Source organism: Serratia sp. LTN-2 (assembly GCF_059740205.1).
Genome location: NZ_JCAXDO010000018.1, coordinates 40,279 through 53,418 on the forward strand (window position 1 = coordinate 40,279; position 13,140 = coordinate 53,418).

General features: G+C 45.8%; 14 protein-coding genes. 10 read left to right on the forward strand and 4 right to left on the reverse strand.

The window, feature by feature from the left end:
• Positions 1-56 precede the first annotated feature (56 nt).
• Both AC6BYQ_RS23660 and AC6BYQ_RS23665 read right to left on the reverse strand, forming a co-directional pair.
• Positions 57-566: a hypothetical protein gene (locus tag AC6BYQ_RS23660; RefSeq protein WP_498057611.1), complete on the reverse strand. Its 510-nt coding sequence runs from the start codon at positions 564-566 to the stop codon at positions 57-59.
• A gap of 313 nt (positions 567-879) precedes the next feature.
• Positions 880-1,386, reverse strand: a complete 507-nt coding sequence (locus AC6BYQ_RS23665; protein WP_498057612.1) for a hypothetical protein — start codon at positions 1,384-1,386, stop codon at positions 880-882.
• Positions 1,387-2,735: 1,349 nt separating this feature from the next.
• Between AC6BYQ_RS23665 and AC6BYQ_RS23670 the strand changes: the two genes are divergently transcribed.
• The 10 genes from AC6BYQ_RS23670 (at position 2,736) to AC6BYQ_RS23715 (ending at position 11,072) form a co-directional block, all read left to right on the forward strand.
• A complete protein-coding gene (locus AC6BYQ_RS23670) occupies positions 2,736-3,299 on the forward strand; it encodes a fimbrial protein (protein ID WP_498057613.1) in 564 nt (187 codons plus the stop codon).
• A 14-nt stretch (positions 3,300-3,313) separates the two neighbouring features.
• A complete protein-coding gene (locus AC6BYQ_RS23675; RefSeq protein ID WP_498057614.1) occupies positions 3,314-3,751 on the forward strand; it encodes a hypothetical protein in 438 nt (145 codons plus the stop codon).
• A gap of 83 nt (positions 3,752-3,834) precedes the next feature.
• Positions 3,835-4,521, forward strand: coding sequence for a fimbria/pilus periplasmic chaperone (locus AC6BYQ_RS23680; protein WP_498057615.1), 687 nt, complete (start codon positions 3,835-3,837; stop codon positions 4,519-4,521).
• Positions 4,522-4,558: 37 nt separating this feature from the next.
• Entirely contained in the window at positions 4,559-7,069 is a 2,511-nt protein-coding gene (locus AC6BYQ_RS23685) for a fimbria/pilus outer membrane usher protein (RefSeq protein WP_498057616.1), read from the forward strand.
• Positions 7,066-7,569 carry a fimbrial protein gene (locus AC6BYQ_RS23690; RefSeq protein ID WP_498057617.1) on the forward strand — a complete coding sequence of 168 codons (504 nt, stop codon included), beginning with the start codon at positions 7,066-7,068 and terminating at the stop codon, positions 7,567-7,569. The genes AC6BYQ_RS23685 and AC6BYQ_RS23690 overlap by 4 nt, the downstream gene beginning before the upstream one ends.
• Positions 7,562-8,095 carry a fimbrial protein gene (locus tag AC6BYQ_RS23695; RefSeq protein WP_498057618.1) on the forward strand — a complete coding sequence of 178 codons (534 nt, stop codon included), beginning with the start codon at positions 7,562-7,564 and terminating at the stop codon, positions 8,093-8,095. Before AC6BYQ_RS23690 ends, AC6BYQ_RS23695 begins: the two co-directional genes overlap by 8 nt.
• Positions 8,088-8,804 carry a fimbrial biogenesis chaperone gene (locus AC6BYQ_RS23700; protein WP_498057619.1) on the forward strand — a complete coding sequence of 239 codons (717 nt, stop codon included), beginning with the start codon at positions 8,088-8,090 and terminating at the stop codon, positions 8,802-8,804. The genes AC6BYQ_RS23695 and AC6BYQ_RS23700 overlap by 8 nt, the downstream gene beginning before the upstream one ends.
• Positions 8,805-8,869: 65 nt before the next feature.
• Entirely contained in the window at positions 8,870-9,592 is a 723-nt protein-coding gene (locus AC6BYQ_RS23705; protein WP_498057620.1) for a fimbrial biogenesis chaperone, read from the forward strand.
• A gap of 21 nt (positions 9,593-9,613) precedes the next feature.
• The gene (locus AC6BYQ_RS23710) at positions 9,614-10,108 is read left to right on the forward strand and encodes a fimbrial protein (RefSeq protein ID WP_498057621.1); all 495 of its coding nucleotides are present in this window, start codon (positions 9,614-9,616) and stop codon (positions 10,106-10,108) included.
• A gap of 34 nt (positions 10,109-10,142) precedes the next feature.
• Positions 10,143-11,072 (forward strand): fimbrial protein, encoded by a 930-nt coding sequence (locus AC6BYQ_RS23715; RefSeq protein WP_498057622.1) that lies wholly within the window; start codon positions 10,143-10,145, stop codon positions 11,070-11,072.
• Positions 11,073-11,438: 366 nt separating this feature from the next.
• Here the strand turns inward: AC6BYQ_RS23715 and AC6BYQ_RS23720 are convergent, their stop codons facing one another.
• Together AC6BYQ_RS23720 and AC6BYQ_RS23725 are read right to left on the reverse strand one after the other, a co-directional pair.
• A complete protein-coding gene (locus AC6BYQ_RS23720; protein ID WP_498057623.1) occupies positions 11,439-12,059 on the reverse strand; it encodes a hypothetical protein in 621 nt (206 codons plus the stop codon).
• A gap of 127 nt (positions 12,060-12,186) precedes the next feature.
• The coding region (locus tag AC6BYQ_RS23725) for a hypothetical protein (protein WP_498057624.1) at positions 12,187-13,140 on the reverse strand (954 nt) is incomplete at its 5' end.

The following is a 13,140-nucleotide window of genomic DNA, read 5'->3' on the forward strand; positions in this document are numbered from 1 at the left end:
TCTGTTCCCGGATGCGCTGAAAGCCCGGATGGACGTTCCGGGCTGAAGTGTGTGTACTATGGCGTGTAGACAGCCGCATTGACGACAAGCGGATAGCTGTCTGCCTTAATGGTGCCATTGGTTGCAGTGACGACATATTTGAAGGATGTCGACGAAGGATAAACCAGCCACTGAGTCCCTCCCACATACACTGTCGAACTGCTCAGGGACATGGTGGCATCAGGTTTGAGAAGCAGAACCAGAGTGTTAGTCGGGTCTGACGTGCCTTTAATAATGGCGTCAGTGGCCGCTACTGGTGCACTGTTATTCCCGCCGCTGGCAAACTGCACGGCATACTGTGCAGGCGCGCCCCCTGACACTGGCTTAACCTCACCTGTTGCGACGTCAGTCGTTGTTCCCGGCGAAACAGAGCCTGCCGTCAGGCCTGTAACAGGGTTGAGGACGTGAGTGAAGGAATTCGGGGCGGTGATAACAATGGTTTTTGACTGCGGTGTAATATTATCGACCGATGCAGCATTTACGGCTAATGGGCTGAAAACCATTGCCGCAATCAGTGTTTTTTTCATCGTGTTTTCCTCGCGGAGTTTATAATGTGAATTTTTCCGGAATGTCCGGAAAGGGTTGTGTACGATAAAAAAAATAATATAAAAACATAATTTTTAGTAATAACCTAGTTATTTTAAGGTTTACCGATTCAGCTTATTGTTAAATTATCCAGGTGTTTTCACCCATTATTTTCCGCAGTGCAGGAATGATCGTTATAGTCAAAAAAATTAAGAATGAAGCATACTTCTGGTCCCGTATATTCCGGTATGGATCCGCGTTGTCCGCGTGAAGCCGTTCACGCCCGGAAAGACATTCCGGGCGTGGAAACCATGATTATGGTGTATACACGGCCGCGTTAACGGTGATTGGATAGCTGTCTGCGTTGATGGTTGTGTTGGAGGCATTAACCACGTATTTGAAGGACATTGACGAAGGATACACTAACCATGAAGAACCGCCCACAGTTTGTGTCGTTGCCGTACCTGTCATTGTGTTATCAGGCTGAAGTGCCACCGTCAGGAAATTGGAGGCGTTTGTTGAGCCTTTAATTGAAGCAGTAACGCCCGCTGTCGTTGACGTATTACTTCCGCCAAATGCAAACTGAACGGCATACTGCGCAGGGCTTCCGCCGGTAACAGGTTTCACCTCACCCATGGCCACTTCCCGGCCCGCCGGCGGAACAGAGCCTGCCGTCAGGCCCGTAACAGGAGTCAGGACGTGCGTGAAGGCATTTGGTGCTGTGATAACAACGGTTTTAGTCTGTGGCGTAATGTTGGCGACTGTCGCCGCATTAGCAATAATAGGGCTGAACAGCAGTGCTGCAATAAGAGTCTTTTTCATCGTATTTTCCTTACAGAACGCATAATGAAATATCTTCCGGGCTATCCGGAATTCATTGTTTACGACAATAAAAATAATATATACACATAATTTTATGTAATATTTCTTTGATTTCTGGGCTTTACCGATTCAGCAGGTTAATTTTAAGACTGAAATTAACCTGCTGAATCTCATCGCTCCGCTCGTCGTGCGTGGCATGCCGCAAGGTTTTACCCTTGCTTTGAAGTTATCGTTTCCGTATGTGACTAAATCCCGGCGGAAAATATACCAGTTCTGTCATTACGGTCATTGATCTACAACTGTGTTTGAGAGCCCCCAGCAGCTGGATTCTGGTGATGTTAAGGCTTACAGAGAAGCAATCTACCAGTATTGAAGAGTTGAAAAACTGAGTGGTCATGTGTGCTGTATGTGGCAATATGTAGCCTTCATCTGCCTTTATCAATACGGATCTTGATAACTGACATTATTTTCTATGGCTGTTATATCTGTAGCGGTATAGGCCTGGGCTATTTTTATCTTCAACATATCTGTCGCCGTGCTGAGAAGTGCATTGCTGCACGACTTCTCTTCGTGTTTTCCAGAGTATTTCGGTAGATGTATGTTATAGGGTCGATTATCAAGGTTCTCTGTAAATGTTGTACTTCAATATATTTTTCATCATTATAGCGAGCGGCTAATCCTAATGTTTCATTCCATAAGCTTCTCTCTTCCTTGATGACTGATTTTCTTTGAGTGCAAGTCAGATGATGTATAAAGTTGCATCCGGCTAAAAATCCCCATAGTTAACCGTTGGCGCCTTTGTTATTTGATATATTAACCGGGAGGGAGGGTAAAGCTTGTGGTGCGAATGAAAACATTGCCTGAGACGATTTTCACTGATTCAGATTAAATATGATTTATTTCTTTGCCAGAATGGTGATTTTGAACGCAGTGCTGAATAGTCGTTTCTGTATCCAGTGTCATTACAGCTCAGGGAGTGTGGTTTTTGCAGCGGGCTATTCAAGGTGTGTGCAAAATTTGTCGCTACTGCCTGCCGGGGAGTGAAATTCTTTGGTGAGTGCATGTCACATAGCAATGCTGGCTTGGTCCTCTATGGTAATTTTTTACCGTTTTAATAATCACTGCGACAGTCTTTAATTCTGCTAAGTGTTTGATATAAAAGGTTTATTTTTTGTATTTGGATTAATTACTTCAATTTATGATAAATTATTTTAATTTATGTTGATGTGTCTCTCGTTTTTTTGGATATTTGCTTCGCTTTGAGATGTGATGCTTTTTTATATTTTACGCATGCATGCTCAATCAGTTCAGTAATGACAATTTTTTATTTAAATAAGAGATTCAAAAACATGAAACGTACCATTATTTCATCCTTAATTGTAGCGTCTGCATTTATTTCTGGTATCGCCCAGGCTGCCACCGTGAACGGTGGCACTGTTAATTTTGAAGGAGAGCTCGTAAACGCAGCTTGTGCTGTTAAAACCCAAAATCTTACTGTTCCAATGGGGCAATTCCGTACTGCTAGTTTCGCAAGTGTTGGCGCAACCAGTGGTTCTGTTCCCTTTGATATTGAGTTAACAGGTTGTGATTCTTCTATCGGTGGTACTGCAGCAACAGGTACAACCCCTGCTGTTCCGGGACGAGTAGCTGTTGGTTTCACCGGGGTTGTCGACGCCACTGACCCTACTGCACTGGCTCTGAGCGCTGGCGCAGGCTCAGCTTCAGGTGTCGCGCTCCGCATCACCGATAAAACAGGTGCTCCTGTTGCTCTCGATGGTACTCCGGGCACTGCTACACCCATGATGAACGGTAACATGAAGCTGCCGTTTTCTGCATCATACATCTCAACTGCTGCGACTGTTCAGGCCGGTACTGCTAACGCAACAGCCGTATTTACACTGACCTACCAGTAATTCCTGAGGTATACATGACACTGAATCACAGCGCCTGTTTTTTATTACTCAGTAGCATAAGTGCATTTACCAATGCTGAGATTATTGAGGGGCGTCTGGGATTCAGTGGAATGGTGACAGAGGCCACATGTGCTTTAACTGTAGGTGAAGAAGTAACAATGCTGTCTTCTCCTTCCGGCAAACAAGCGGCCTCTGTAAAAATAGCACTTAAACAGTGCCCGGATAATTTTATTAATGTTGCAAAAATGTCTTTAAATGATGTTTCTGATAATCCCCCTTTTGCTGAATTTATTCATCAGTCAGGGGATAAAGTAGTCAAAGGAAACATTGTTGAGCCATTCAGGTTCGCGCGGATTAATCCGGGAGAGTTTTCTCTTCCGTTGATTATATCAAAACCTGTTACTGATGTTTCTTCTGGGTATACAGGTTTATTACATTTAAGCTATGACTAAAAATTTTAAAGACTAATTTTTTTGATTTTTTTTGCGGTATGCTTCCGTATTTTTAAATAACATCCTTCATTCCCGGAGTTCTTATGTCTTCACTTTTAAAGCGTAAAACAAATCTATATGTTTTATTTTTTAGTTTATTTTCGTCATCTGCAATTGCTGGCGGTGTGTCGCTCGGGGCAACCCGTGTTGTTTACCCCGCGGATTCACGTCAGATAACTATTCCGGTTAATAACTCAGATGCACAGTCACGGTTCCTGATCAAATCATGGGTTGAAGACAGCAAAGAGAATAAAACTGCAGACTTTACCGTAACCCCTCCTCTTTTCATGATCGGCCCCAGTAGTGAAAACATCATCAGTATAAAATTTAATGGCGTTCGCTCACTCCCGACTGACCGGGAGACGCTCTACTGGTTTAACTCTCAGGCAATCCCTCAGAAGGATATAGAAAAAGGGGAGAATCTCCTGCAGCTTGCGTCTGTGAGCCGGATAAAGCTTTTCATGCGACCCGCAGGCCTTGAGATGAGTGCGATTGAGGCACCACAACACATTCGCTTCTCACGACAGGGGAGCGAGATTGTTGTCCATAACCCTACGCCTTATCACATAACACTGGTTGCTTTTATGGATGGTAAAACTGTTTTGCCTAACACTATGGTGTTACCAAAAGGGAGCACAACAGTCAAATCATCAGGTAACGGGTCAATAACCTTCCGGACTATTAATGATTATGGTGCCGTCACACCCGAGCAAAAAGGTGTGATGAAGTAATTTTACCGTTCCTGTAAACGAATCCCGGTAATGCTGTATGCTTCTCCCGAATTGCTGTTCCCGTGGCTTTTTTGCCGCTTCAATAACGCTCACGACGCTTTCTGTCTCCGCCAGTGAAGGGGTTTATTTCAACCCTGCATTTTTAGGGGATGATCCGTCACTGGTCGCTGACCTTTCTCGCTTTGAAAAAGGTGCCCAAAACCTTCCGGGGAATTATCGCGTTGATATCTATGTTAACGGTAACAGCTTTGGTTCACGGGAATTAGAGTTCCGCTCTGTTTCTGAGAGCGGGGATTTGTTTCCTTGCCTAAGTCCTGAGCTGCTGGAAGGGTTTAACATTGAACCAGCTACACTCTCGGGGATTGATGCTACAGCAACATGTCTGAATATCTCTGAGATTATACCTGATGCAACGGCGACACCTTTGCTTGACAAGCTGCGCCTTGAAATTAGCATCCCGCAGATTTCGCTGCGTCCTGAGTTCAGAGGATATATCCCTCCTGAAAGGTGGGATAATGGCATCACAGCTGCCTATCTGAACTATCAGTTCTCGGGCAACAATACTTTCGGCAGTCACCGCAGTGAGAGTCGGTTTATTAACTTCCTGGGTGGAATTAATTTCGGCCCATGGCGTCTTCGCGATTTCTCAACTTACAGCGATTACAGTGGTCGCCGCGAATGGAATCATATCTCTACAGAACTGCAGCGGACGTTTCCGGGTATCACCTCAGTTTTCATTCTGGGTGACACCTATTCTTCAGGCGACATTTTTGACGCAGTACGTTTACGTGGGGCAAAACTTGAAACGGATGAGAGTATGCGGCCACAGACCCTTCAGGGATTCGCCCCCGCAGTAAGAGGGATTGCCAGAACTGCGGCAAAGGTTGTTATCCGACAGAATGGTTATGAAATTTATCAGACTAACGTTCAGCCGGGTGCCTTTGAGCTAACCGATTTCTACCCATCCGGGACTAACGGCGACCTTGAAGTGACCGTAGAGGAAGAAGACGGTCGAAAGGACGTGTTTGTTGTTCCGTATTCGGCAGTCCCATCATTGCAGCGCGAAGGACAAAAAAGTTACAGTCTATCGCTGGGCCGTCTTGAAGGGGGGATGTCACAGCGTCAGGACGATGTTGTTCAGGGGGAGCTTAAGTGGGGGCTTCCGGCTGGAGTGACGCTGTATGGTGGTCTTCAGGCAAGTAACAATTACCGGGCATATGCACTGGGTGGTGGTCTTAACCTTGGCACTTTTGGCGCGGTGTCGGGTGATATCACGCACGCAGGTACAACCCTGAGTGGCGGACAACAGGAAAGCGGTCAGTCTCTGCGTTTCCTGTATGCAAAATCTCTGAACAGCTTAGGTACACACTTCCAGCTGGTAGGTTACCGTTATTCAACGAAAGGCTTCTATTCTCTTAATGAAAGTACCTGGGAGACGTCGTCTGGCGCGCAGCGTTATGCCAAAAAAGGGCAGGCCCAGGCCAGCATAAACCAGCGAATAGGCGATCTGGGCTCGCTTTATTTAAGCGCCAGCCGTCAGACTTACTGGGGCAGAGATGACGTTGATCAGAACATCCAGATTGGTCTTAACGGAAGCGTAAAAAGTCTCACATGGGGTGTGGCCTACAGTCAGTCTGACAATTCTCTGGGCGGAAATGACAGGTCTGTGGCGCTTAACTTTTCTATGCCGCTTATGTCACCTGATATTCATTCCCGTAAATCTGGCAGCAGTGTGACCGCTAACGCGTCACTGGGTACAACGTTCGAACGTGATGGAACCAGTCGCCATCGCGCTTCTCTGGGGGGGACTATTTTTGAAGATTCGAGGCTTTCTTACAATCTCAACCAGACTTACGACACCCGCGGGAATGGTAGTGGTACTGATGCGTCTGTTGGTTACATTGGCGGGTATGGTGAAGGCCGTATTGGGGTTTCCAGGAGTGCATCATCCCGTCAGCTTCGTACAGATTTATCCGGTGGGATCCTTGTTCATGAAGGCGGTATTACCGTTGGTCCAAGGCTGGGTGAAACCAACATTCTCGTTGATACCAATGGGGCTGCCGGTGTTGCTATAGAGGGCGTTTCTGGGGTGAAAACAGATTATTTTGGTCATGCTCTTGTAACAAGCGCTTCGCCTTACCGGGAAAACCGTGTATCACTTGATACCCGTTCTTTTGGGGATGATACTGAAGCAGATGATACTGTCTCAAATGTAGTCCCAAACCGTGGTGCGATTGTTAAAACTTCTTTTGGAATGCGTACAGGTAAAAAGGCGCTGATAACTCTCACCCGCGATGGCCAGCATCTGCCGTTTGGTACCATGGTTACCTTAAGCAGTAATGCGGAGGAAAACCCGATTTCTGGCATAGTAGGTGATGATGGTGAAGTTTATATGTCTGGTCTGCCGGAAACAGGATCTCTGATTGCTACCTGGGGAAATGATTCATCCAGAACATGCCATGCAAATTATACCATTCCGCAAAACAGCAAGGGTTTGCCTCAGATCAGTGCAGTATGTAACAAAGAACCGGTGGGGAGTAACGGATGAAAATACGCTCGCCGCTGTTATATCTGTTTTTGGCTACAACGTTGATAGCGTTCAGGGCTGGCGCTACGACAACGACTATACGCGTGAGTGGAGAAATACTGCCTGAAACCTGCGATATCAATACCGATAACCTCAATCAGGATATTGATCTTGGAGAATACAGCGTAACTGATTTTCCGACTGCTGGCAGCGTTACAAAAATGGTGCCATTCTCATTAGAAATGACTAACTGTACTGCCGGTATCAGTGCAGCAAAGATGCGTTTTAGCGGGACGAGTCTCAACAGCACTATTTTTGCCCTTCAGGGAGGAGGTGGAGATATCGGCCTGGAGCTCCTTAACGGAGGAGGCCAGCCACTCGTACCCGGCGCTCTGAACCGCTATACGCTGAATGGCGGTGATAATACACTTTCGTTTTCAATGCGCCTGAAGTCAGTAAAGTCGTCAGTCACTCCGGGCGATCTGAGTGCGACGATTTTCATGGATATTGAATATGAATAACATATTTATTTTTCTGTGTTTTCTGCTTGTTAGTCTGAGTGTCAGCGCTGCAAAAACAGAGAAGGGCTCTCTCAAAGTAAAAGCTGTTGTGCGTAATAATACCTGTTCAGTGGCCTCGGTTTCTCAGAATATCAGAATTGATATGGGGATCGAGGCAACAAAGCTTTTTTACCAGACAGGCGTGGAGGCAAGAGACAATCCTTTTAATATTGTTCTTGAAAACTGCGGACCGGCTGCTAAAGGAGTTAAGGCTTCCCTTAGTGGCGTGGCGCACCCTTCAGACGCTTCAGTATTTATACTGAATAATGCTCAGGCCCCGAACACGGCCAAAAATGTAGGGATTGCAGTTTACGACAGGTATGGCAAACGCATAGAGCCAGGCAAAGATTCCGGTACGTATGTTCTTAACGGAGCAGGGAGCAATGGTACTGGTCTGCGATTTGTTGCCCGGTATATCTCAACAGCAATGCCCGTTACTGCCGGTAAGGCTGACGGCAGTCTTATTTTTACGCTGACATATGACTGACATGAAAAGGCTATTATCGCGTTACCTGCTTATTCCGGGCTGCTGCATTCTTGTCATGACGCAAACATGTCTTGCAGGTGTTGTCGTTGGTGCAACCCGTCTGGTGATTCAGGAGAGCGCCGGTCATAAAGATGTAAGCCTGAGGGCCAGCGGGAGTGGTGCGTATCTGGTTATTTCGCGAATATTCGAAGGAACGTCACTGGAAGAGGGTGATAAAGCCAGTAAAGCACGCGAATTTACCGTTCTTCCACCTGCTTTATTAATGAAGGGTGGCCAGATGCGAGAGTCGCGGATTGTGGTTGTTCCGGATAATGGATTAGCACGTGACAGAGAGACTATGTTTTATTTGATGGTTTCAGCTATACCTGAAAGCAGTAAAGAAAAAAATACCGTACAGATAGCGGTGAGAACCTGGATAAAGCTGTTCTATCGGCCAGCTTCGCTGGAAGGAAAGCAGATTCCGTCAGCTGAAATTGTACGTGATGGCGATAATGTTGTGATGAAAAACGCTTCTCCATTTTATGTTTCGCTATCGCGGCTTTTTGTACAGGGAAAGGCTGTCATTTCGCCGGGAGAAATTTCACCTTATGGCCAAAAGCGTCTCTCCGGGTGTTCAGTGTCTGCTCCATCGTGCGATGTGCGATGGACACAGATCGGGGAAGACAATCAGGCTCGGGTATATTCAGTTTCTCTGCCCATAAAATCGTAATGTCCAGATTATAGGCCAGAAATTAGTGCCACGTCCCTGTCAGCCATGACCAGCGGGGTGTCGCTGTGGAGAAATTATTTATGATTGCTATATGCGGTAAACGAACTGCCCGATTTATTAGTCTATTCATGCTGACGGTCGCGACGCTTATTATGCCGTTGAAGGCGCAGTCAGGAGTTGTACTGGGTAATACGCGTGTGATTTATCCCTCCGAAGCGCGCGAGGTAACTCTGCCACTGAAGAATACTGAAACCAGTCAGACGTTTCTGGTTCAGTCTGTTATTGAATCAGCGGATGGCGGGAATCAGCAGAATTTTGCAGTGACTCCCCCCCTGTTTGTTCTTAAACCCGGGGGGGAAAACAAAGTCAGAGTATTTCTTAAATCGCCAAGCCCGCTGCCGACTGACCGGGAGTCTCTTTTCTGGATGAGCATTAAGGCAGTACCGTCAGCTGAACGCAAAGCGGAGGGTAATTTTGTGCAGTTTGCAGTGACGAACCGTATTAAGTTGCTTTACCGTCCGCAGGGGCTCGGTACGCCTGATGAAAATACGCTGAAGAAAATCACTGTCTCGCTCCGGGGTGATGACGTGGTGATGTATAACCCAGGCCCTTTCTACATGAACATCTCAATGTTTACGACAGGCAGTCTGAAAAAAGAGAGCCTGACTCTTGCTCCGAATGAAACCCTGGTTATGGGGAGCAGTAACGCTGCCGGAACAACAGCCGAACTGGTGTTTATCAATGATTTCGGTGGTGAGAGTGAGAAAATAACCGTACCTGTTACATAGTGGTATAGCGAGATTTAACAAATGGCGCTGAGAATAATGAAATTGTTACCCTTTTTGCTGCTTGCAGTATGCGTACATGCTGCAGCAGACGATGTCGTTATTACTGTAACCGGGCGTGTTGTGCCACTACCGTGCACCGTTGACACAACTCAACTGAATATGGATCTTGGGAAGATTTATGCCTCGGAACTCGCGAAAGCTGGTTCTTCGGGTCCTTGGGTTAACGGCACTATCAGGCTGAGTAACTGCCCTGCGCTGACAAGTGGGATCACTGCGAGCTTTAGTGGCAGGCAGGGTTCAAAGTTTTACAGAAACAGCGGTACAGCAGGAAACGTGGAGATAGAGCTACAGTCAGATGCCGGAAATGATCTGAGTAATGGCAAGAGTATCAAACTTGGAATAACTCCTCAGCGAACTGCAGAGCTACCGGTAAAAGTCAGGGCTTACAGCAGTACGGGTAAGGCAAGTGACGGAACCATACAGGGCACTATCAACGTCACATACACCTATCAATGAATAATTTGTGTATTTAAAGGTTCGTATATCTATTATGAATAAATTATTTTCAGTGTTTAAGATGAGATATTTTCTATGCTTAGCATTACTCACTAAACCAATTCAATCTTTTGCATTTGCATGCATTACTTATAGTCCTCCTTCAGGGTGGTTTGGCGACGGAGTAAGAGATGTTTATGTAAATATAAATCCCTCAATGCAAAGTGGAGGTAACATCATCGTAGACCTCGAGCCAATTATTACTTGCAAGCATGAGGGGGGGGGTAAAACTAAAGACAACCTTTGGTTCAAATATTCTATACTGGGACCGAAATTCCAGAGCTACAATGTTACGCTTATATATTTTCTTAATACAATAAAGTTTCCTATGGTGATCGATAATCATGGTAAGTACCGACAAGAGTATGCTGAAAATGATCGCCGAAACTTTAAATACAAACTTATTATGTCTCCTGTTTCAGGTGCGGGTGGAGTGCAAATTAAAAAAGGAGATCTAATTTCTGAAATTGCCATATATAAAAATACACAGAAATCTCCAGATCGCAGGGAGTTTTACTGGAAGGTTTATGCAAATAATGACGTTATTGTGCCCACCGGCGGGTGTGATATTAACAATAGAAACATTAGTATAAGAATGGGTGATTATCCTGTTGATATTAGCGAGAAAGATATAGATTTATCAGTGCGCTGTGCAAAACGAGTGAATCTGAAATTTTCATTAAGCGGTAGAACAGACTCTCAGAGCATTTTTTCAAATATTTCTTCTAATCTACCAGCTTCTGGTATTGGAATTGAAATAGTACGTAATGGCCAGGCTGTGCCGGTAAATACAGAAGTAAATATGGGAAATGTAGGTACTGCACCGAGGCAGTTAGGGCTTAAAGCACGATATGTATTAAACGGTAAAACGTTAACTACAGGAAATGTACAGTCAGTAATTGGAGTAAACTTTACTTATAATTAAAAAACATTCTCTATGCTTTATCGAAGATAGGTGAAATTGAATTGATATTGATTAATTAATTATTAATATTATCTTTTTAACAACCTGTTAGGTTACGGTAATAGTAAGCACGGTAACAACCAGACACTCTTTAAGAGTATAGTAGTGCTCATGACTCTAATTTCCTGTAATCTCGAATTTTATCGTTTTCTTGGTAATCGTTCATAACTATAAAGAACTACTGAGATATCCCCGATCTCACTCCCCTTTTAACCGGCAGTTCATCATCTGTTTGAAGAGGGAGTGAGTGCTTAGACACTGTCGGGGAAAATGAAGCTGAACATGGCGCTTACATCATTAAAAAATTTTTGCAGCTAAACTAGATATTTAGTCGTCCTGATGGCAGCGGCACGAACCGTCATTACTTTTTCGCATTGCCAGTACCGCATTTCGTTCAGAAAGAAGGTGTGTAATCGCACCGCCAATCGCCGCCGAAACGAGTGCAAGCGCATCCTTGGGCAGGTTAAGTGCAGCCCATGTCAGCCCGCATATTAAAAGAATAACAAACAGGATATTAAATCTTGATATACCCAGCTTGATGGATCGAATGATATCTGATGTCTGCTCCAGCTCTTCCCTGTGCCGCAGTCCCCTGAGTTTCTTTACGGCTTCCAGTGATTCGAGGAAGTGCATTTCCGCTTTTTTAAGTCGCAGTATTGATTCCTGCGGGGTGAGTGTTTCATCAATTTCAATACATATCAGATTGAGATTGAGCCCCGGCTTTCCTGTCACATCGGCACTGAGGGCGTTTTCAGCAAGCTCAGCGATTAAATAATCAAACGTGGATTCATCAAGCGTGCCTTTTCTTTCCGCGTGTTGTATGGCGGTAGGGCAGTACTTTTTCATCAACTCGCCGGAGTTTTTTTTCTTAATCTCAGGGGCCTTACTTTCTTCTTTTGCGCCACTATCCGGCACTGGCGTGATGCTGTTTTTATTTTGCTCAGTCATGGAATACCTCTAAGGTTCACAGCAACGCTGAACGTTGCGCTCATTGCACGATCGGAGATGACCAGACGGTCAAGATGACAGGGGCCAGTTTACTGGCCCCTCATTTACAGGTTAGTGCTGACTGTTATCAATCGTAGGTCCAGTCAGATACCGTGTCCGTACTTATAAGAGGATTGCTGGACGCATCCCTTATTAAAATCCCGACACTTCCCGGGTTTCCGGCACCCACTCCCGGGTTGTTGGTTGCAGTTACGCTCACGGTATTAGAGCCGTTTGTTTTCAGGTTAGTGACCTGGGCTGTGCAGTAAGTGTCTCTCCAGTTGTTTACACAACTGCCAAGGCTTATTTCCGTGCCGTTCAGTACAACTTTATCAACCTTATCATCGGCGTTCACATAGAGCGTTCCTGTTGTTGAAGTCGATGTGAAACCTTTACTTGTAAAGGTAAACTGCCCTGAAGCGAAGTATGGACTATTCGGATCTCTTATCCAAATCCAGGTACTTACTCCAGGTATTTTTCCATTTCCCTGCGCATCGGCAAAATATGATGCTGCAAGGACATAACCAACTGCATGTTTTATCTGTGCCGTCACTGTCGTCCCGCGTGTATTACGTCCGTTACGGGGGGAGACCGATACTTCAACGATCTTGCCAAGATCGGCTGCGGTCAGAATACGGTCAGGAACGGTCCCACTGTTCACAATTGTCTGCCCCTGAGGTGCAGCGGAGGCCGTCGAACCATCTGGAGTATTTAAATCGCTCCAGACATAGGTCGAGATATCCTGAGGATCACCTTTGTTGTCATCAAAGTCATACGTTGCCTTTATGATTGAACCTGGTTGTAAATCAGCGGCTTGTACAACAGTGAGGTTATTGATCTTCGGAACGGCATTCGCATCGACGGCCTGGCCGTTGTTGCCGTCCGTGATGTTACCCTGCCCGCCGTTGGCCTGCGTATTGTCGGTGAGGGTGTTCCCGGTGACGCCGAGGCCGTTGCGGGCCTGAACGGAGAGCTCGATCACGTTGCCGGCGTCGGCGGCCGTGACCGGACGGTCAGGGACGGTGCCGGAAGTTGCGACGGT